The 20,756-nt window shown below is 66.1% G+C and carries 20 protein-coding genes; 2 read left to right on the top strand and 18 right to left on the bottom strand.

Annotated elements, in window-relative coordinates:
• Positions 1–1,010: 1,010 nt before the first annotated feature.
• Together dnaE and FB559_RS10605 are read left to right on the top strand one after the other, a co-directional pair.
• On the top strand, positions 1,011–4,574 hold the full coding sequence (dnaE, locus tag FB559_RS10610) for a DNA polymerase III subunit alpha (RefSeq protein WP_141955458.1): 3,564 nt from the start codon (positions 1,011–1,013) through the stop codon (positions 4,572–4,574).
• Positions 4,574–4,921 carry a DUF6300 family protein gene (locus tag FB559_RS10605; protein WP_141955457.1) on the top strand — a complete coding sequence of 116 codons (348 nt, stop codon included), beginning with the start codon at positions 4,574–4,576 and terminating at the stop codon, positions 4,919–4,921. Before dnaE ends, FB559_RS10605 begins: the two co-directional genes overlap by 1 nt.
• 79 nt (positions 4,922–5,000) lie before the next feature.
• Here the strand turns inward: FB559_RS10605 and FB559_RS10600 are convergent, their stop codons facing one another.
• From FB559_RS10600 to FB559_RS10525, 18 genes are all read right to left on the bottom strand, one after another.
• Positions 5,001–5,201, bottom strand: coding sequence for a hypothetical protein (locus FB559_RS10600; protein WP_141955456.1), 201 nt, complete (start codon positions 5,199–5,201; stop codon positions 5,001–5,003).
• 39 nt (positions 5,202–5,240) lie between these two features.
• A complete protein-coding gene (locus tag FB559_RS10595; protein ID WP_141955455.1) occupies positions 5,241–5,801 on the bottom strand; it encodes a hypothetical protein in 561 nt (186 codons plus the stop codon).
• A complete protein-coding gene (locus FB559_RS10590) occupies positions 5,798–6,466 on the bottom strand; it encodes a TIGR02466 family protein (protein ID WP_185792132.1) in 669 nt (222 codons plus the stop codon). Before FB559_RS10590 ends, FB559_RS10595 begins: the two co-directional genes overlap by 4 nt.
• Positions 6,467–6,468: 2 nt before the next feature.
• Positions 6,469–7,215 carry an aKG-HExxH-type peptide beta-hydroxylase gene (locus tag FB559_RS10585; RefSeq protein ID WP_141955453.1) on the bottom strand — a complete coding sequence of 249 codons (747 nt, stop codon included), beginning with the start codon at positions 7,213–7,215 and terminating at the stop codon, positions 6,469–6,471.
• A complete protein-coding gene (locus FB559_RS10580) occupies positions 7,212–7,919 on the bottom strand; it encodes a hypothetical protein (RefSeq protein WP_141955452.1) in 708 nt (235 codons plus the stop codon). Before FB559_RS10580 ends, FB559_RS10585 begins: the two co-directional genes overlap by 4 nt.
• Before the next feature lie 293 nt (positions 7,920–8,212).
• Complete coding sequence (locus tag FB559_RS10575) at positions 8,213–8,683, bottom strand: helix-turn-helix domain-containing protein (RefSeq protein WP_141955451.1); 471 nt, start codon at positions 8,681–8,683, stop codon at positions 8,213–8,215.
• Positions 8,684–8,726: 43 nt separating this feature from the next.
• On the bottom strand, positions 8,727–9,956 hold the full coding sequence (locus FB559_RS10570) for a tetratricopeptide repeat protein (protein ID WP_141955450.1): 1,230 nt from the start codon (positions 9,954–9,956) through the stop codon (positions 8,727–8,729).
• A complete protein-coding gene (locus FB559_RS10565) occupies positions 9,953–11,011 on the bottom strand; it encodes a hypothetical protein (protein ID WP_141955449.1) in 1,059 nt (352 codons plus the stop codon). Before FB559_RS10565 ends, FB559_RS10570 begins: the two co-directional genes overlap by 4 nt.
• Before the next feature lie 59 nt (positions 11,012–11,070).
• Complete coding sequence (locus FB559_RS10560) at positions 11,071–11,439, bottom strand: helix-turn-helix domain-containing protein (protein WP_141955448.1); 369 nt, start codon at positions 11,437–11,439, stop codon at positions 11,071–11,073.
• 199 nt (positions 11,440–11,638) lie between these two features.
• On the bottom strand, positions 11,639–11,812 hold the full coding sequence (locus FB559_RS43760) for a hypothetical protein (protein WP_185792131.1): 174 nt from the start codon (positions 11,810–11,812) through the stop codon (positions 11,639–11,641).
• A 2-nt stretch (positions 11,813–11,814) separates the two neighbouring features.
• On the bottom strand, positions 11,815–13,272 hold the full coding sequence (locus FB559_RS10555) for a S53 family peptidase (protein ID WP_141955447.1): 1,458 nt from the start codon (positions 13,270–13,272) through the stop codon (positions 11,815–11,817).
• Positions 13,273–13,393: 121 nt separating this feature from the next.
• Positions 13,394–14,920: a S53 family peptidase gene (locus FB559_RS10550; RefSeq protein ID WP_141955446.1), complete on the bottom strand. Its 1,527-nt coding sequence runs from the start codon at positions 14,918–14,920 to the stop codon at positions 13,394–13,396.
• A 36-nt stretch (positions 14,921–14,956) separates the two neighbouring features.
• Entirely contained in the window at positions 14,957–15,259 is a 303-nt protein-coding gene (locus tag FB559_RS10545) for a hypothetical protein (protein ID WP_141955445.1), read from the bottom strand.
• Between the two features lie 54 nt (positions 15,260–15,313).
• Complete coding sequence (locus FB559_RS10540; protein WP_246121505.1) at positions 15,314–16,291, bottom strand: cytochrome P450; 978 nt, start codon at positions 16,289–16,291, stop codon at positions 15,314–15,316.
• 134 nt (positions 16,292–16,425) lie between these two features.
• Positions 16,426–17,793: a cytochrome P450 gene (locus FB559_RS45405; RefSeq protein ID WP_246121503.1), complete on the bottom strand. Its 1,368-nt coding sequence runs from the start codon at positions 17,791–17,793 to the stop codon at positions 16,426–16,428.
• Positions 17,794–17,843: 50 nt separating this feature from the next.
• Positions 17,844–18,977, bottom strand: coding sequence for an SAM-dependent methyltransferase (locus FB559_RS10535; RefSeq protein ID WP_141955443.1), 1,134 nt, complete (start codon positions 18,975–18,977; stop codon positions 17,844–17,846).
• Complete coding sequence (locus FB559_RS10530) at positions 18,974–19,261, bottom strand: hypothetical protein (RefSeq protein WP_141955442.1); 288 nt, start codon at positions 19,259–19,261, stop codon at positions 18,974–18,976. The genes FB559_RS10535 and FB559_RS10530 overlap by 4 nt, the downstream gene beginning before the upstream one ends.
• Before the next feature lie 177 nt (positions 19,262–19,438).
• Positions 19,439–20,647, bottom strand: coding sequence for a helix-turn-helix domain-containing protein (locus FB559_RS10525; protein WP_185792130.1), 1,209 nt, complete (start codon positions 20,645–20,647; stop codon positions 19,439–19,441).
• Positions 20,648–20,756: the final 109 nt, after the last annotated feature.

Here is a 20,756-nt window from a genome sequence, read left to right as displayed (position 1 = left end):
CGCCAGGCTCGATCCAAGTCCTGGCTCTACGAGGACATCCAGCTTCGTTACAGGTTCAAAGTCAGGTATCTGTCTGCCCTAGCGCGGTTCGATTATCGAATTTGCCACGATTCGGCTGCCGGACGGCCGATCTGCCATCGGCCGTGATACACCTCGCGGAAGCAGCCGTGGTGGCGCAGCGTCGTCTGGACCGTGGCCGCGCTGGTGGACACGGGCAACCTTGGCAAGCTGGCCGCGAGCTCTGCCGCTGAACGGTCTGGCATCGGCGACCGGGCCAAGGTGTGCAGACAAGCTCTGGCGCGTACGACCTCAGCGGGAACGGTCTGGCCGAGATCGGCCTATACGGGGACGGGCGCCATTGGAGCGCGACGCGGCCGTGCGTTGGCTCGGCCCGTTGCGATCCTCACCGACCCCGGGCCGGTGCTGCCGCCCTGCGCCGACCCGCTCGCGGATTTGACGAGAGCTGGCTAGGCGATAGCGGCTCTCGCCATCCGCCCAATCAGCCGTCCCCTACGGCGACGTCCCCGACACCCTGCCTCGTACAGCACCGGCCCTCATGTGTCGGTGAGGATCGCAACGCGATCCTCCGTGAGTCGACTCGCGGAGCTACAGGCAGCACCGGTCCTCACGGTTCGGTGAGGATCGCAACTTGAGCGGGCTGTTGACGAACTGCGCGTAGTCTCGCTGCGGAGCTGAACCGGCTCGCCGATCAGGCTGAAACAGGGCCTGCGTCTCCCACGGGCGCTCGGCGTCGGCCAGGTCGGCTGCGTATGCAGCGACGTCAGCGGGCGAACGGCTGACATGCCCGACGGCCGGGCCGATCGTCTTGGCCACGTTGTAGTTCTTGGCTACGGCCCCGCCATCGCACACACGTCCAGTGCGCCACGGGGTTCGATGCATAGAAGAGATCGAGGCGAATCGACCCTAGCCGCCTGTCCCGCGGGCCGCATCGCTGGTGTGGGACTAGAGTCTTGAGGCACTCATAAACCCCTGCCGCGAGAGGTGCCGGAGTGGCTGATTCGTTCGCTCACCTGCATGTTCACACTGAGTATTCGATGCTAGACGGTGCGGCGAAGATCGCTCCATTGGTGCAGCGAGCCGCTGAGCTGGGGATGCCAGCGGTGGCGATGAGCGACCACGGCAACATGTTCGGTGCGTATGAGTTCTACGGTGCAGCGACGAAGGCCGGGATCACGCCCATCATCGGCATCGAGGGCTACGTGGCGCCGGTATCCAGGTTCCACAAGCAGCCCGTGCTGTGGGGAGATCCGTCACAGCGCAAGTCGAACGAGTCGACGGGTGAGGGCGGTGATGTCTCCGCTTCCGGTTCGTATCTGCACAAGACGATGTGGGCCGCGACGGCGCAGGGCTTGCGGAACCTGTTCAAGATCTCCTCGCTGGCTTCGCTGGAGGGGCACTACCGTAAGTGGCCCCGCATGGACGATGAACTTTTCGATCAGTACGGCGAGGGGATCATCGCTACCACGGGCTGTCCCTCGGGCGCGGTCCAGACTCGGCTGCGGCTGGGCCACTTCGAGGAGGCTCTGAAAGCGGCCGGGAAGTATCAGGAGATCTTCGGCAAGGAAAACTACTTCCTCGAGTTGATGGACCACGGCCTGCCGATCGAACGGCGGGTCCGTAAGGGCTTGCTGGAGATCGGCAAGCGGCTCGGTATCCCGCCGCTGGTCACCAACGACTCGCACTACGTCACCGAAAACCAGTCCGAAGCACACGACGCGCTGCTGTGTGTGGGAACGCAGAGTCAGATGTCGGATCCGACCCGGTTCCGGTTCGGAGGGTCGGGCTACTACCTCAAGACTGCTGATGAGATGCGCGCGGTCGACTCCTCCGATGCCTGGCTCGAAGGGTGCCGGAACACGCTGGCGATCGCCGAGCGCATCGAGGACTATGCGCCGGTTTTCGCACACCGAGACCTTGCCGCCAAATATCCGGTCCCCGAGGGTGAGACCGAGATGAGCTGGCTCCGTAAGGAGACCATCCGCGGTACCCACGACCGGTACGGCGAGGACGTGCCTGCTGAGGTGCTGGACCGGATCGAGTACGAGCTCGGCGTCATCGAGAGCATGGGCTTTCCGGGGTACTTCCTGGTCGTCGCCGACATCTGCCGGCATGCGCGAGAGTCTGGGATCTGGGTGGGGCCAGGCCGTGGCTCGGCCACGGGCAGCATGGTCTCTTATGTCACCGGGATCACCGAGCTCGATCCGATCGAGCACGGGTTGATCTTCGAGCGGTTCCTCAACCCCGAACGCATCTCCATGCCCGACGTTGACTTGGACTTCGACGAGCGTCGGCGCGGTGACATGATCCGCTACGTCACCGAGAAGTACGGCGAGGACAACGTCTCGCTGATCATCACCTACATGACGATCAAGTCCAAGGCCGCGGTCAAGGACGCCGGTCGGGTTCTGGGCTATCCGTTCGCGCTCGGGGAGAAGATCACCAAGGCGTTCCCGCCGGCGGTGATGGGCAAGGAGATCCCGCTTTCGGGCGTCTTCGACGAGAACCATCCGCGGTACAACGAGGCCACCGAGCTGCGTCGTCTGTATGACGAGGACCCTGACGTCAAGAAGGTCATCGACACCGGCCGTGGTATCGAGGGACTGACCCGCGGTACCGGCGTCCACGCAGCGGGCGTCATCTTGTCCAGTGAGCCGCTGCTCGAAGTGATGCCGATCCAACAGCGGCCGGACGACGGCGCTCGCATCACCGGCTTTGATGGCCCGAGCTGTGAGACGCTCGGCGCGCTGAAGATGGACTTCCTCGGTCTGCGGAACCTGACCGTGCTGGGTGATGCCGTCGCCAACGTCAAATCCAACCGCGGTATCGATCTGGACATGCTGTCGGTGCCGATGGATGACGCCAAGACCTATGAGCTGCTGGCGCAAGGCTGGACGCTGGGTGTCTTCCAGCTGGACTCCACCATGATGCGGGACCTGACCAAGCTGATGGCCCCGACCCGGTTCGAGGACGTTTCGGCTGTTCTGGCGCTGGGCCGTCCGGGGCCCATGGGCGCAAACGCCCATGTGAACTACGCACTGCGCAAAAGCGGGCAGCAGCAGACCGACCCGATCCACCCAGATTTGAAGGAAGTCCTGGAGCCGATCCTGGGCACCACCTACCACTTGGTGGTGTACCAGGAGCAGGTCATGGCCATCGCCCAGCAGCTCGCCGGCTACACGCTCGGCGGCGCGGATATCCTGCGCCGGGCGATGGGCAAGAAGAAAAAAGAGGAGATGGACAAACAATGGGCCATCTTCTCTGAGGGCATGGCCACGAACGGCTACTCAAAAGAAGCCACGCAGGCCGTCTGGGACGTGTTGGTGCCCTTCTCGGCATACGGGTTCAACAAGTCCCACACGGCCGGGTACGGGCTCGTCTCGTACTGGACCGCCTACCTGAAGGCCAACTTCCCGGCGGAGTACATGGCCGCGCTACTGACCTCGGTGGGTGTCAACAAGGACAAGATGGCGGTCTACCTCGCGGAAGCCCGCCGGATGAAGATCAAGGTCCTGCCCCCGGACGTGAATGAGTCCCAACTCCGGTTCGCCGCGGTCGGCACCGACATCCGCTTCGGACTCGGCGCGGTCCGCAACATCGGCGAGAACGTGGTCGATGGCATCGTCACCGGCCGCAAAGAGAGCCCCTACACCGATTTCAGCGACTTCCTCCGTAAGGTTCCGATCCCCGTCTGCAACAAACGCGCGATCGAATCGCTGATCAAAGCCGGGGCGTTCGACAGCCTTGAACACCATCGCAGGTCCTTGCTGCTCATCCATGAAAAAGCCGTAGAAGCGGTCATTGAGGACAAACGCAACTCGGCCATCGGGCAGGACTCGCTATTCGGCGAGATGGATCCGGAGACTTCTGGCGATGCCATCAGCGTCGCGATCCCGGATAGCCCGGAGTGGGACAAGACCACCCTGCTGACGTTCGAACGGGAGATGCTCGGCCTGTACGTCTCCAGTCATCCCCTCGACGGCGCCGAACGCATCTTGGAACGCAACTGCGACCACTCATTGGCCGAACTACTCGCCGGTTCCCGCACCGAAGGCAACGTCAAGATCGCCGGGATCATCGGCACGGTCGACCGAAAAGTGACCAAGAATGGCGACACGTGGGCGATCATCAAGCTCGAAGATCTCGACGCCGGCATCGAGTGCTTGTTCTTCCCCAAGGCGTACATGCTGTACGCGACTGAGCTCGTCGCCGACCGCGTCGTGTCGATAACGGGCCGGATCAACGAGCGGGATGGCGCTATCACCATCTACGGCGAGACCTTGGAAATCCTCGACGTGTCGATGGTGGGAAGCGGCATGGACTCCCCGGTGGTGATCTCGCTACCCGAGGTGCGGGTGAACCCCGCGCTCGTCCAGGACCTGAAACAGATTCTGGTCACCCATCCCGGCAAGGCGCCGGTCCACCTGCGACTACAGCCACAACGACCCGGCGCGAAAGGGATACTTATCAACCTGGAGAATTTCCAGGTCAGCGCTGATACCGCATTCTTCGGCGATGTGAAACACCTGCTGGGACCCAGCGCGATCGGGACATAATGTCAGGCTCGAACAGCCTTGCTCTGGTCACCGGGCCTGTCCGGGCGTGTCCGGTATGCGGCGGTGAGATCCTCGCCGCGCTGCAGGTCCCGAACGGTTGGACGACCGAGGGCGGCAAGCAGGTACGGGGCACCTCGGAGGTGCTCCTGTGCGAGCGTTGTGATCGTGATGATCCGGTCACCGGACCGATCGTGGTGTTCTTCACCGTGCATGAGCAGGCAACGGCCGACCAGGCCGACGAGCTGGCGGCACTGCTGCAACGCTGGGCCGACCACGCCGTTGCTCGCCGGCCTGATCTGCAAGCCCTCGACGCCGAGGTCGACGCCTGGTATCGCGGTGAGTTGTAACCGAGTGGCCTGCCAGGCACACGGCTCCTGGCAGGCCACCGTGATCACACCGGTGCGAGGCACCGGCAGGGGATGAGGGTCAGCTGGTCAGCGCGACGGTCGTCTCCGGCCGCAGCGCGAAGTTGTCCTGCATCCCCTTGTCGCAGGGCGTCTCCGGCACGATGAGCCCGGCCCGGGACAGGTCCATGAAGTCACTGACCTCGTCCGGGTTCAGGCCGAGGCCGAGGCCCGGCCCGGCGAGCCGCAGGCTCGTCGCGGCTTTCTCGTTGGGTTGTTCCATCGGGGATACCTCCTGGTGGGTAGGGATGGTCCGGCTGGATTACCGGACCGATTTCGCGATCGCGACGACCGCGTACTGGTCGTGTTCCACGGGCACGACCGAGCAGGTGAGCCAGCCAGGGACTGCCACGTGGGCTCCCGGTTGCGGCCGGATCATCACCTGCCGTCCCCAGGGCAGACCCGGCATCGCCGTCATAGCACTGCCGGCGCGGGGGTCCGCGAATGAGAGCGAACCGGATTCGGAATGCTGTGGGGCCGGGCTGGTCGCCAGATAGCACCAGCCGACGAATTCCTCTGCGTAGGCGGTTGCGGGCAGGTCATAGCCTTGCCGCCACACCTGGACCGTGATCTCGACATCGGTCACAGGCTTGGCTCCCTGGGCCTTGGCCAGGGAGTTCATCGAGGTGATGAACTCCTGCCGCAGGGCGTGTTCATCGGCGACGACGATGCTGGCTGGCACGTCTTCGTAGCTGTCCCCGGCGGGGCCGAAGGAGTCGGCCAGGCCGGGGCGGATGATGCCGGTGATGTCGATGTCGGCGATCACCACGCCGGTCCCCCAGCAGCGGGTGACGGTGCCGGGAACGGTCGTTGCGGTGGTCATGACATCCCCTGCCAGGTCTTGTCGTAGGCGACGTTCCAGGCGATGCAGATCCGCAGACCTGCGCCGGTGAGGGTCGCTTGGACCGAATGGGGGAGCCATCCGGGGAAGGCCACCATCCGGCCGGGCACCGGCTGGATCCGCTCGGGCCCTGCTGTCGCCTGGCGGGCGATCGCGGCGGGGCGCGGATCGAGGAGCTGTAGATAGCCGGCGTCTGTCGCGCCGTCGACCGAAGCGGCGTCCTCGTCGGTTCCGGAGGAGACGTAGTACACCCCGGACCAGGCGGAGTCGTGGTGGGTGTGGGGGCGCAGGCTGCCGCCGCTGCGGTACACCACGGCCCAACCCTCGGCTTCGATGCCCTGGGTGACCTCGTTCGCGGCCTCCCCGAGCGTGTCGCGTGTCAGCGCCGTCACCGCGTCGACGATCTGGCGTTTGAACCAGTCGATCGCCGGGTCATCCCAACGAAGGATCGTCTGGCTGGACTTGATGGCGTCGATGCCACCGAAGTTCGCGGCTTGGGTGTCGGTCTTTTCCGCCTCCAGGACCAGCTCGCGGAGCCGCGGGTTGTACTGGTCGGCGTCGGGGATATCGGCGGTGTAGATCGGCGTGCGCCACGCTCGCATCAGAGCCCGTGACCCGCCGGCGCGAGTCAGGGCAGTGCCTGCCATGGTCATAGTGCCTCCTTCAGCCGCCGGGCGATCTGCCGCCCGGCATCGGTTAGTTCCTCGTCCCGGTCGGCGAGCAGCGCCAGGCATCCAGCGCCGTACACACTGAGCCGACCAAGCCGTTCGGCGGGTTGCTGCCCGGGGCTGGCTCGATAAAGGCGAAGCAGCGTCGCAGCGACTAGCGCCGCGCCCAGAACCTCCGCAGGCTCCCGGCCGGTCGTACCGGAGGGCAGCGTGAAGGTGCCGGCGCCAGGGCTTTGGAGCGCCCACACCTCCTGGACCAGGTACAACCACTGATGGGTCAGCTCGTGCAGTACCTGCTCCCTTAGCTCGGCCGGGTTTGAGAACGCTTCATCGGCGAGAAGAATGTGTTGCGGCCATGCCCGCGAAGAGGCCGAGATCGCGCCGTTGGCCGTGTCGAGGAGCGCGTACCGTATCGGCAGTTCCAAGAGCAGCCTCCATGCGGGAACCACCGCGGCCAGCTCGGAGAGAACGTCCTTGATCATCCGTAGCCGCTGAGGCGCCAGCGGTTGAGCTGGGATCTGCCGCGTGCCGCGCAGCATGAACGCGCGGGCCGGAGCCAGCCACGCTTCTGCCTCGGCCTCGATGATTCCCGAGGCCAAACCAGCGTGCTCTCCCTCGACGTGACGGACCGCGGCAACGGCCGCGAGGAGCCGCCGGTCCACGAACCCGTCATCCAGGAATGGACAACCATCCAGCAAAGAAATGGGGAGGGCGAGAGCTGTTGTCATGACGCTGCCGTTTCCGTGCCCCGAAGGGCGCTCAGCGAGTGCCTAGTCAAATGCGGATTTTCATCGAGAGGACCGTGGTCCACGCCGATGGGCACGATTCCAACTCCAGCGCGACGTCCGACCTGCAAGCATGGGAGCGGATAATCGGCCGCGTCCGGCTCCGGAGTGAAGAACACATCCGGTATGTTAGATAGCTGTTTGAGAACGTCGGGGCCACAGCGGACACCGTCATATTCGTCGTGATCGAACCGCGGATGGCCAATGTCGAAATCATGAATAACAGCGACACCGTCATGAATCGCTGCGAGCTCGCGCGCGAGAGGCCATCCCTCACCCCAGTGCGCGTCCAGGAAGAGCAGTATCGGTGAGTGTCGCTCGCTTACTTCAGCGACGAGACTCGGTGAATCGCAATGCTTCACGACGACGTGGTCACTGCCGCTGAGCCTACTTGCGGTGAACTGGGCTGCACCTGCGTCGATATCGCACGTGAATATGGGAATTTCGGAATACGCACCCGCCAGGTATGCAGTCGTGTCGCCGAGGAAACAGCCGGTCTCAACGATCGCGGCTGGCCGGTAGGCAACGGCGATCTCCTCGAACAGAAGCGCAGTATGAACATCGAAGCCGAACGGACCTCCACCATCCGAGAGCCGAACCGCGCCTGCCCGCTCGACGCCATAGAAGCAGGAAAGGATTTCGGACATGCGCTTATCTAGCGAATTCGCTCCCATGGACTCCAGCCTTTCTGTTCAGTCATGGCTGATATTCCGCTCGCCTCCTCGGTTCTGTCAACCCCTCAATTTCGGCTTCTTTCTCTGCTGTTTTTCTGCATGCGAAAAACGGCTCTGTACTATGGTTCAATCGTGCCTGCAAAACTGTCTGTGAGGTAGTTAAGTTAGCTAGGGTGGGGGCCTCGCGCGGCAGACAATTTCCGCCTGTCCTGGATTGCTGGTTGGGCCACCACCAGTGCTGTGCCGGTGCCTGCCGTCTAGGCCTTTCACCAGGCGTGCCGGTTCTCGGCCAGACCGGTGCGGTCCTCGGACAGCGCGCTACCGGTGATTTGATCGAAGAGGCCGCGATATCGCTCGATGAGGGCAGGAGCAGTGATGAGAAGCTCTGCTCTCTCGGTCCGGACGCGGACGTAGGAGTCGCCGTAGTCATCGACGAGGGTGAAGGTTCGTACGGTGCCGGCCCCGGCACTGGCGGTGTGTACGACTTCGTTCAGCGCGAGAAGAACGCCCAGCTTGTCTCCTGCGCCAGCGGCTTTGACCCAAGCGGTGAGCTCATCGTTTGCTGGGGCCGCCTCACCGTTTTCGACCCGGGAGACGAACGACTGGCTGAGACTGGTCTTGCCGCACATCTCCCGCTGTGACAACCCGGCGAGGGTCCGGATGGCCATCAGCTCACGCCCGAGCTGGCGACGAAACCGCCGGGCAGTAGGGGTGAGTACCGATTCCTCAGAGGTCACAGCCTTGACCTTTTGAGGCCTTCGGTGATCGTGGCTGGCGCCCTCATCCGCTGAGCCGTTCGGTGCGCACTGCCTGCGGTGAGCCCACACTCATACAGAGCAGTTGCGCGCTTTGCCGCCGCTGGCGCGCGAGGCCAGGCTCGCCTCGAAGATCGGCAATGTCGGCGAGTTCGTCGAGCGCGCTGGCCTGGTCTGCCGGTGCGGCGATCTCCTGGGCAAGCTGGAGCATGATGGCCAGTTCCTGCTCGGCCGTGGCCAGCTGTCCGGCCCGGATGTCGGTGCGCGCAAGGAAGAACAGGATCCGGGCGCGGTGGTACGGATCCGGGTTGATGTCGGTGAAGTGTTCGAGGGACTCGGTGAGCAACGTGCGGGCCTGGTTGAGTTCACCGGCGGCGAGGGCGACTTCGCCGAGGTGGCGGGTCATCAACGCGGCGCCGCGTGGATTGTCGATGTCGGTGTGGATTTCGCGGGATTCGCCAAAGCGCGTCTCGGCCTCGGCCAGGTTTCCGGTGGCGAGCGCGACGGTGCCGCGGACTTCTAGAGCACTGGCTGCGGCCTGGCGATGCCCGGCTTCCGTCGCGAGTTTGTGGGCCGTGGCTGCTACCGCGCCGGCGGTGCGATAGATCTTCTGTCCGAGGTAGGCCTGGGCGATTCCGATGTACATGAGCGCCTGGGCGGGCAGGTCCCCGAGGGTCTCGGCGGCGGCCAGGCCGCGTTCGTGCATCGTCACCGAGAGCTGGTGTTTATTGGTCCGGTTGAACAGGCCACCGAGAGCTTCGGGGAACTCCCACGCTTCGCGGTACAGGCCCAGCTCGACGGCCAGGAGCTGGAGTTCGATGATCGTGTCGAGTTCGCCTTCCAGCAGTGCGACGGCGTCGGCCTGGCTGAGTTGCATGATGGGCGGGCGCTGGACGTAGCGGCCTAGGTACCAGCGGCCGGGGTTGATCGCGAGCTGCGCGGCGGAGACGACCCGCAGATACCAGTCGATCAGGCGGACGAGGGCGGCGTGCCGATCCTGGTCGGTGTCGTCTTGTTCGCTGATCCGGCCAGCGTGGACCGCAGCGTGGGCATGGAGGCTGTACCGGTGCCGGAGGAGGCCCGCATCGACCAGCGCATCAAGATGCCCCCGCACCTCGCGCCAGTCCCTCCCAGCCAACGCTGCCGCGCCTTCGACGTCGATGGCGATGCCGGGGTGCAGGCTGAGGCGTCCGTACAGCTGGCGCTGAGGGCCAACGAGTTCGTTGATCCGTTGGTCTGCGGTGGGTGTGTTCATTGGTTGTCCTCGGTTGTGGGGGTGAAGGGCAGGATGCGGGCGCCGTTCATGACCAGGCCGGCCAGGACGGCCCGGCTGGTGATGACGGTGATGCTCGGTCCGCTGGGGAGGAGGGGCCGGACTTGTGCGGCGCTGACGGCGCCGTCGATCAGGACGAGTGGGCCGTCTTGGGTGCGGCTGCGGTACCAGGCCGACCGCTCGGCGGTTTCGGTCGGCATCTGGTCGGCGGGGACGCCGAGGTCGTGTAGCCATTGGCCGAGGACCTGTCCGGGGTCGGCGGGTGGCTGGTCGACGGGGGTGTGGTGCAGGTCGGTGTAGAGCGCGGCGGGTTCGTGGTCGGCGGTGGCCGCGAGTTCGTGCAGGAAGGTGAGCGCTGCGGTGCTCATGCCGGCGCCGGCGGGGCCGGTGAGCACGAGCACCAGCGGCAGCGAAGGGTCCATCCGTTGGTGTTCTTTGAGCAGGGCGTGTAGTGCCTGGACGGCTGCCTTGGCCAGGGGACGGGTCAGGGGCCGGGGTGGGGGAAGCTGGCGGGGTGGTGGCGGTAGCTGGGGGACGTGGAGGTTGATATGGACGTCGCCGATAGCGCTCGCTTGGACGCTGAGCTCGGGCCCGATCTGCGCTCTTCGTCGGGTGTCGCCGAGTGTGATGAGACTGATCGTTTTCTCTCCGGCGGTCGCGGCATCGAGCATGATCAGCCGGGCGCGCAGGATGAGCACCGCGGCCAGGAATGCGACACTTTCGGGTTCGTGGTCGGCGGGCCGGTTCTGGAAGGACGTGGCTGTCACGGCGGAGGCGAGTGCGCGGGCCGCCAGTTCGAGGTATTCGAATGCGGCGGCGTCGTGTGCGGATGCCAGTTCCAATAGCGCGGCGGCGATGTTCAGGCCACCGAACGCGACCAGCTGCTCGGTCTGGATTGGCCCGGCGAGGCGGAGGCATCCGATGGCGGCGTTGACCATCTGCTCGCGGGTCGCGATCAACTCATCAGCGGCTTGCGCTGAGATCTGTCCTGCCGAAGCGTTGAACGGCACGAACGTGTCGACCCGCGGTCCCGGCACGGGCGCAGAGCTTCGCCCAGGCCAGCATGCGCGTGGCCGGTGATCGCCGGTGAGGCCGGTCATGTGCCGGCATCCTCTCGCGGTCCCCGGCCCCGAAGCTCCACGCGTTTGTAGAGGAGGACCTTGCGGATGGTGGAGTAGGAGTAGGGATACCTGTCCACACACGCACGGATGGAAATGCCGGACAGATAGTCCGCCACGACCTTTCGCATCTCGGGTTCGCTGACGTCGTTAGGCGGCCTCGGGTCGATCACGCCTTTGGCGACCAGGGCGTCGCGAATGACCAGCGGGTGTCGTCGGACCTGCCTGGCGACGTACTTGAAAGTCCGCCACTGCGCCTCGTCGATTCTTTGGGAATCGACCGCCGAGCGACGCTGCTTATACAGGTCGCAGATCTTGGTGCGTTCGGCCTCGGTGAGGCGAGCCATCCTCAACTCCTGCTATTCAAACCGGCAGCGGACACACCACCGGGCTATGGCGGACGCGGCCCCGCCCCCGCGCGGGACGGGGCCGCTCATCTATCGGGTTGATCACCGGGTCACCAGTAGAAGGAGACCGGCCAGGGCCACCAGCGGTTCATCGTGCGCACCTCCTTTTCGTTGGTCAGGCCGTCTGCGGGATGCGTTATCACGTCGCGATCGCGGCGAGGACGATGACTCCGAGCAGCACGCATATGAGTACGGGCGTGCTCGGCAGCTGGCGTTGGACGAATCGGACTCGGATGGTGCGGCGCCCGGTGCACACCCGGATCAGGTAGGGGATCCCGAGGGCCAGTGCCGCGAGTTCGATGAGTCCTTTCACGGTTAGGGGCGGGCTGCGGTGGCGAGGGCGTGGACGAATCGGCTGGCGTCCTCGACGGTGCCGATGCCGGAAGGCAGGTCGGTTCCGGGGCGGGCGCAGTAGCCCTGCACGGCGAAGGTGGTGTTGCAGCCCTCGGTGACGTCGGCGATGCCCGCGGCCGTGCGCGAGGCGGGCGTACGTCCGAGTTGGTACAGGGCGGCGTTGATCGGTCCGAGCGGGCGGCCGGCGACCTGGGCGGCGTCGGCGACGATGCCGGCGAACAGTGGTGAGGCTGCTGATGTGCCGGCGGTGCGGACCCAGCCGGGCTGCTGCCCGGATAGGACCTGGTACCGGGAGGTGTACATCCACACGCGGCTGGCGACCGAGCCGTCCATCGACACGTCGGCGTTACCGCGGTGGTCACCGACGATGTTGCGGATGGCGTCCTGGTAGTTCGGCCTGGTGAACGCCTCACTGAGGGCGCCGCCGGTCGCGAAACCATCGCCGTCGTGTTCGCCCCATACGGTGTCGGGGGTGGTGCGGTTGCCGCGGTCGTCGGCGTGCAGTTCGGTGCCGGCTACGGCGGTCACGAGCGGGCTGGTGGAGATGAACGCGGCGCTTTGCTTGGAGTACAGGGCATCACCGGCGAGGTCCGGTCCGGTGGCGCCCGTGTCGCCGTTCGCGGACAGCACGGTCATCCGATGGCGGGCGGCAGTGGCCAGCCCGGCGGCCTGGGAGCGGATCACGTCGGGGCCCTTGCCGGGGTAGGCCTCGTCGTAGTTGCCCTCAAACCATCCGTAGGACAGCGACACCGCGTCGACGTGGTGCTTCGACAGTGCCGCGATGGTGTCGATCGCGCCCTTGAAGCCGGAGAAGGTGTTCGCGACGTCTTTCTCCGTTTGGATGTCGAGGATCCGCGCGCCCGGTGCCATCGTGTGGATCATCTCGGCGTCGAGCTCCAGCTCCTCGGCCGTGATCGCCTGCACGTAGTCCGACGGATCAAGCTCTTTGGGGTGACCGACCTTGATCACCGTCAATTTCGGCTTGGGCAGGCCGGTCTTCTTGGAGTAGATCTCCAGGTCGTGACCTAAGACGGGGTTGACGCCGGGCTCGATGAGCGCGACCGTGCGGCCCGCTCCGGCGTCGGGACCGAGCTTGTCGGCTCCGTACAGGTGCCGGAGCTGGGCGGGCCCGTAGCAGGGCGACCCGTACCGGGCGATGCATTCGGAGGGCAGCAGCGGATGGTCGATGCTCTGTCCGGCCGCTTTCGTGGTGACGTGCGCGCCGGCGCGCTGCTGCGCGCGGGCGCCGGCGAGGCTCAGCACACCGGCGTCGGCGGCCGACCGGATCGGCGATGATGCCGCCGCGGGCGCGGCGGTGGTGGCGTTGGAGTTGCTCGTGAGGGCGGCGGTGGCTGCCGCCGCGCAGGTCAGGGCCGCGAGCGGAGCGGCGATGAGCAGGGACGTTCGTTTACGGGACAACAGGTTGGCTCTTTCTGTCTCGATGGGATCCCCCGAACCAGCACGGCTGGGGAGGTTCTTGGGGGCCGCACGACCGGCCGCGGGGGCTAAGCCGGCCGTGCGGAGCTTTTACCGACGGGGTTCAGCGGCGGTGTCGGCTGGCCAGGGCGAGGGCAGGCACGAGCCGCCGGGTATCCCCGGCGGTGCCGTTGCCGGAGACGATGTCCCAGCCGGTGCGGGCGCAGTAGCCGGGATTGCCCGCGACCGCGTTGCAGCCACTGGTCACATCCAGGAGACCGGCGGCCTTGGCGCGGGCAGGTTCGGCGGCCAGTGCGTACAGGGCGGGATTGATGTTGCCGAGCGGCTGTCCGGCGGCTTGGCGGACGAGGGCGAGCAGGCCGGCGGTCAGGGGCGCGGCTTCGGAGGTCCCGGCGATCCGGTACCAGCCGCCGGTGTTGGAGATGGTGCCGCCGAGCACGTTGTAGGTGCTGCGGACGATGATCCGAGAGTCGACGTCGGCGTTCATCGCGAAGTCGCTCGTCGCGCGGTGGTTACCGACCTGGCCCTTCACCTGGTCCTGGTACGTAGGCCGGCCGAAGATCGCGGACAGGCCACCGCCGGTCGCAACGCCCAGGCCGTGGGTATCGGACCAGACGGTGTCGGGGCTGAGGCGGTTCCCGTTGTCGTCCAGGTGGACGCCGGTGCCGGCGACGGCGGTCACGTGCGGGGAGGAGGCGGGCCAGGGCACCACCGGATCCGCGCTTTGGCCATCGGTGTCGCCGGTGTCGCCGTTGCTGACCACCATGGTCGCGCCCAGACGGCTGATCTGCGCGAGGCTGCGGTCAAGGGTGTTCCACACCGCGTTCGGTGTGCCGGTCTCCAGCGAGCCGTAGGAGTGACTGAAGATCACGCCGGGGTGGGCCTGGGTGTAGGACCGCATCGCGGCCAGGATCGCCGGGTAAGGGCCGTAGGTTTCGTCACCCTGTCCGTTGGTCGCGAGCACGACGATCCGGGCGTCCGGCGCGATCGAATGGATTGCCGTGGCATCCAGCGTCGTCTCCTCGGCGTACTCATACCGTGCCGGTGCCATCGGGTCATCCGGGGCCGGCATCGGCGGGATCTTGCCGTAGTGGTGGACCTCGATGTTCGGTGCGGGCAGGTGGTACTGGCGGCTGTAGAGCGCCAGGTCCTCGGCGAGCCGATCCGAGCCCCAGATCGTGGGGAGCACCACCGTCACGCCGCGCCCGGTTAACCCGGCCCGGTGCGCGGCATCCGCACGGTAGGCGTGCGCGAGCTGGAGGCCGGAAAAGCACGGCGCCTGGTAGGTCTTGCGGCACTCTGCCGTGGTCGGCGGAGACGTCGCCGGCGTGCCCGCAGCGGCGGCGTTGGGGCGCGCGGCCGTGACGTCGGCGCGGGTGAGGTGCCGCGGATGCCGCAGGTCCGGCATCGCCAAGATGCCCGCCTGCAACTGCCGGGCGAGATCGGTGCCGGGCCGGTCGGCGGCCGTGGACTGCGCCGATACCGACGCGGCGGTGGAGGTGCCAGTGGAGGTGGCCGCGACGACCGCTGTGCCGCTGCCAACAAGCACGGCAGCCGCCGCGATCAGGGATGGCCATTTCAATCGGGACAAGGAATTACTTTCTAAATAGATGGGATCCCCCGAACCCACACGGCATTGGTCACCGGTGGGAGATCTGTGTCCTACTCAGGACTCGTCGCCGCCGCGGGCCTTGGAGCGCAGCTCTAGGAGCTTGGCGGCGGCTTCGCGTGCCTCGGTGCGACTGCCGGCGGGGGTGAGTGGCTCGTTGTTGTGCCAGAACCACAGGTGGTGGGCGTCTGTCGGGTTGCTTCGGCAGGTGACATCGCCGGGCAGATCGGCGATCTGCAACGCGACGCCGCTTCTGCCGATCCCGTTCACATGTGCGATGACGTTCTGGCTCTCCAGGGCCTGCTTGAGTTGCTCAAGATGGCGGACGATCTGGCCGAGGAAGTTGGTTTCTGCCACCACGGTGGTGTCCTTTCCAGGAGTAGGGGGACTGGCGCGGTTCGTGGATTCCGCAGGTCAGCCCGATGCGCTGCCGAGGGCGGGAGCGTGCGGTGTGTAGGTGACGGGGAGCGCGGTTACGCCGGTGGCGACGATGGAGGGCATCGGTCGCAGATGGTCCGTCGCGAGGGTGAGGTCGAAGGTGGTGAAGAGGCGTTCCAGGGCGATCGCGCCTTCCATCCGGGCCAGTGGTGCGCCGAGGCAGAAATGGGTGCCATGTCCGAGCGATAGGTGCCGGGCGTGTTGGGTGCGGGCGATGTCGAATCGTTCGGCGGTGGGGCCGTGCGCGGCGGTGTCGCCTGCGGCGGCGGCGAAGCAGAGCAGGAGCGCTTGTCCTGCGGGGACCGTCACGTCGTCGAAGTGGACGTCGGTGGTGGTGTAGCGGAACGGCATTGCCGCGATCGGCGGGGCCCACCGCAAGGTTTCTTCTACGGCGGCGCTCCAGGGCAGGATCCCGCCGAGGAGCAGGGGGAGTTGCTCGTGGTGGGTGATGAGGGCGGCGGCCGCGTTGGTGATGAGGTTGACCGTGGTCTCATGGCCGGCGCCGAGCATGAGGATCAACGTCCAGACCAGCTCGGTCTCACTCAGCCGGTTGCCGGCGTCGCGGGCCTGGATCAGTCCGCTGGTCAGGTCATCACCGGGTGAGCGGCGTTTGGCTGCGATCAGGTCCGCGAAGAAGTCCTGCAGGGCCTGGTGGTTGGTGGCCGCTTGGGCGGGTGTGATGGTCTGGTCGAATACCGTGGCGCACAGCCGCTCCATGTCGGCGCGGTCGTCCTCGGGGATGCCGAACAGTTCGCTGATCACCGTTAATGGCAGTGGCAGTGCGTAGCTGGCCTTGAGGTCGACGGCACAGATGTCGAGCTGGCGCATCTGATCGATGAGCCGGTCGGCGATCGCGGTGACGCGCGGACGCAGCTGCTCGACCTGGCGGGCGGTGAACGCCTTGGATGTCAGGTCCCGCAGCCGCCGGTGCTGGGCATCGTCGGTGTTGAGCATGTTCGGCGCCGCGATCCAGGAGATAAGCTCCCAGTCCGACCGGATGTGTCCTTCACGCCATGCGGTCCAGTTGGCCGGGTCTTTCGCGTAGGTGACCGGGTCGTTCAGGACGGCGGTGAGTGCGGTGTGGTGGGTTACCGCCCACGCCGCAACATTGCCGGGAAGCTGAACCGGCGTGATGGGGCCGCGTGCGCGGAGTGCCGCGGCCTGCCCGTGGGGATCGGCCGGATCAAGGACGAGGGCATCGGGGCGCATGTGCTGCCGCTTTCGCTGGGGATGGCCTGAGGGTTGAACTCGACAGGAAGCGCGGAATAGGCGCTGGCGAAGACCGAGGGCCGAAGCGTCAGGTCGGCCGCCGGAACGGCAAGGCGCAGGCCGGTCAGCCGGACCAGCAGGGTTTCGATCGCGATGGTGGCAATGCGCAGCGATTGGTCCTTGGCCGGGCACTGGTGGTCGCCGACCCCGAACGCCAGATGCGCCCGGTTGTCGGCACCAGGACCGTTGAAGTGGGCGGCCATTGATCTGTTCGCCGCGGCGAGCCCCAGAGCGATCGGACTGCCGGCCGGAATTGCCACGTCTCCGAAGCTGACGTCTTCGGTCGGGTAGACGAACGGGTAGGCGGTGAACGGTGCCTTCAGCCAGAGCGCCCGGTGAATGGCTTGTTCCACGGTCAGGCGGTGCCCGCCGACAGCCCGACCGGTGTGCTCATCGGTCAACAAGATCTGCAGGGTGTTGCCGATCAGCGCAGAGGTGGGGGTGTTGCTCGCGCCGATGAGCAGGACCAGGTGCTCCAGCACCGCCTCATCACTCAGCCCCGCGCGGTGTTGAAGCAGGGACGTGGTCAGATCCGCGGCCGGCCGCTGACGTTTTTCGTTGATCAGATCGCCGAGCAGGCGGTGCAGCCGCCGTCCGGCGCGTTCGGCGTCGGTGCCGTCCCAGATACGGGCGAGGATGTCTAGGAGCCGATAGCCGTCCTCGTCGCGCAGGCCGAACAGGCGAGTGCAGACTAGGAGGGGCAGCATGTCGGTGAACTCACGAACCAGGTCCGCCTGGCCGCGTGAGATGAACGTGTCGATGAGCAGGTTGGCGGCGCGGCGGACGTCGTGCTCCAGGACGTGCAGGTCGATCCGGTCGAGGCTGTCGGTGATGGCCCGACGTAGCCGGGCGTGCTCTGGCCCGTCCGCGAAAAGCACGTTCGGCCGCCAGGTCATCATCTGCAGCAGCTCGGAAGTGTGGGTGATCCGGCCGCGTGCATAGTCACGCCACTGCCGTGAGTCACGAACGTAGGTCTGCGGGTCTCGGCAGATTGCGACGATGGTCTCGTAGTCAGTGGCCAAGAACGCATGTGCGCCGGGCTCGAGCTCGACCCGCACGACCGGCGCTAACGCGGCCAGAGCCTGCAGAGCGGCGGTCGGACTGCGTCGGAACTCATCGCCGTACAGCCGGACAGCGGGACGCTGTGTGGGGAAGTTGCCTGCGGTGTTTGAGGACGGATGGGTCATGGGGGGGTGCTCCAGCGGTCTTTCGGGAGGGAGACATCACGGGGCGCTGTTTAGTGCGGCGCGCGGCTGATTTCCGAGTGGGATTGACGCAGGGTGACACTCACGCCTGCGCGTCGCTCTTTGCGCTCCCGGTACATCTGCTCGCGTACCCGCGTCGCGACCGGCCCCGGAGTGTTCGCCAGACGCACGACATCGAGCCGCCGATAGCCGTAACCACTTGGGAACGGGAACAGGTGCTGACGCTCAAGGAGGCCGGCGGCATACCAGTCCGCCACCCGTCGCTCGCTCACGCCGAAGATCTCCGCGACCTGCGACTCGCGAAGGTATGCAGGTCCGAACAGCAGGAACACGTCTAATCCTTTGCAGAGTTTGGGCGGCCACTCCAAGCACGGAGATGGCCGCCGCAGCCGGGGCGCTCGTGCTGGGGCGGGCGCGCAGCCCGGTATTCCGATGCCGGGGAAGGCGGACGGCCATGCAGCGGTCCTGGGCTGCGCGCCCAGCTCTACGGCGCACCTGCTCGCGGGCAGCCAGCTCTTGGGGACCATGCCGGTGGCGAGCATCCGGTCGGCGCGTTCCTGGAGGTACAAGTCATCGATGACCAGCTGGTGAGACGTACGGGCAGGTAATGCGGCTATCTGCACGCCGCCGACCACAAGTCCACTGCCGCGCGGATTTGAAGGGTGATGGCGCGTCTCGGCCCTCAGCCAATTGGGGTAGATGTGACACGCGGCGTTTCTCTCGTGATCGGAGTTACTCACGGCGCCGGCTCCTCGGCTGCGGCGCGCAGTGATGACCGTGGTGTGCTCGTTCTTCGCCAGGACAGCACGGCCATGGCTCAGGACGATCGGGTCGTTGTCGACGTAGACCACGCGGGTTCCCGGCGAGATCTCCTGCGCGACCTCGTGCAGGTTGCCCACCGTGGGTAGGCCGGAGCCGATATCGACGAGCTGGCGGATTCCGCATTCGTCGACGAGGTACCTCACGGCTATTCGGAGGAAGGCCCGATTCTCCTGCGCGACGATCCGTATGTCCGGGATGAGGGCTTCCACCCGCTCCGCCGCGACCCGATCGACCTTGAAGTTGTCCTTGCCGCCGAGCCAGCAGTCGTACATTCGGGCGGGGCTTGCTGTGTTGACGTCAGCCGCGTCGTGTCCCGCCTGGATTTGGAGGCCTTCGGTGCTCATTGGCCAACGCTCCGGAGCACGTGCTGGACCTGATCGGCGGCTGGCTTGACGTCCGTCAGGAGGCCGACCGTTTGCCCGCCGGGCAAGCAGTACGCGAGACCGTCAGGTGTTTCGTCGCAGGTGATGGTCTCGGTCAGCGGACGTTCGCCAGGGCTGCCCGTCCCAGGGTTCGTTACCTCAAGGACCGGGCCGGTGCTACGCCGGCGCACATGGGCAACCCACTTGCGTCGGTTCAGCTCATCGGCAAGGTCCTGCAGGCCGGTTTCTTGTTCGCGCTCACCCATGCCTACGGAAGGTAGGTGCGCCCTTTTTCGTGATTTTCACGAGAGTGAAAAGACGGCAATCCGTTCCCAGATCGCGCCAATCGGCGGACCGATTCGCCTATTTCGGCCCGTTATGTACCATTTGCGGTCTTGGTTTGGTTCCCTAAATAGGCGGACTGCTTCCGTGTCTCCCTGGAGTTAGTGCGGCACGCCCATCCGTGCGGCCATCGCGCGCAGCTCCTGTCCTCCGGCGGTGCTTACCGCTCGGCTCAGTAGGGAGCCGACCGTTTCCCGTACGGCCGCGCTATTACGGATCTTGTGGGGGGCGACGTTCTCGGCCCGGCGCAGCCAACGCACGGCCTCGCCTCTCATGCGCGGTTCTCGGGCGAGCCCGCGGCCTACGTCGGAGAGGAACGCGGCCCGGCGCCCTCGGCGCCCGGCCAGCCGTTCCTCATCGACTCGGTTGGCGAGCTGCAACAGGTTGCCGCCGGTCTGGCCGCGCTCGACCGCCAGGGCGACCCGCCACACACCGACGTTGGTCGTAGAGAAGGCTCCCCAGTTGTCGGTGGGGGTATCGGGTATGCGGCCTGCGAGTTCCTCCGCCTGGTCAAGCCAATGCTCGGCGCGGTTGTAGTTGTAGATGACAGTCGCCGACAGCGACGCGGCGAGCGTGAGCATGCCGAGTACCTGCACCCCGGTGTTATCCGCGGCCTTGGACTCCAGGTCGTTGGCGGCCTGTTCCGCTGCAATGAGCGTCGCGTCCCGTGAACCGGCGGGCATCGTGTGGATGCGCAGCGACGCGGCTTTGCCACTGCTGATGGGGTCGTCGAGGATGCGGGCCACCTCGACCGCACGCATTGCGGCGATATGAGCCAGGTCGCTATATCCCAGATCCTTACTGGTGAACGTCGCGGTCTGGAATGCCTCGATCAGGGTCTCCAGCGCTACTCGATAGGCGGCTTCGTCGGCGGGTGCGCAGGCGTGAACGTGCAGTTCATCGATGAGTGAGGGCAGAGCGCTGCCGACCTGCGTGTGTTTGTATTCGCTGTGGTCGATGCGCTCCATCTCGGCGACCAAATCCACCAGCGGGCGGGCACGGTCGGTAGCCGGTGCCGTCAGGGTGTTGATCAGCAACGCCGCACGGATATCGGGGATCATGGCGTGGGGCTGTGACTGCACAGGATCCTTCGTCAGGTGCGGTCCGCCGACCAGTTCGGTCTCCGACACCCTCAGAGCGGCGGCCAGAGCGGATATGTGTGACCGCCGATCGAGCGCACGCAGGCCGCGTTCCGCCATGGACAGGAACGAGGGCGTCAGCCCTGCCTGGCCAGCAAGCTGCGCGAGGGTCATCCCGCGCCAACGCCGCAGTACCCGAAGACGTGCACCGATAGTGGTCGCGTCATGCATTGGTCCTGCACCTCCAGAAAGCCTCGACGACTTCAGAATAGGGCGGGGGACACGCGGTTTGAAGCGCGACCGTTTAGTGGGGGACAGTATCCGCGAGGCCACGTCCCGC

Origin of the sequence: Actinoallomurus bryophytorum (genome assembly GCF_006716425.1) — a bacterium.
In the GTDB taxonomy this organism is placed as follows: domain Bacteria; phylum Actinomycetota; class Actinomycetes; order Streptosporangiales; family Streptosporangiaceae; genus Actinoallomurus; species Actinoallomurus bryophytorum.
This window is presented reverse-complemented; position numbering and strand designations above follow the sequence as displayed.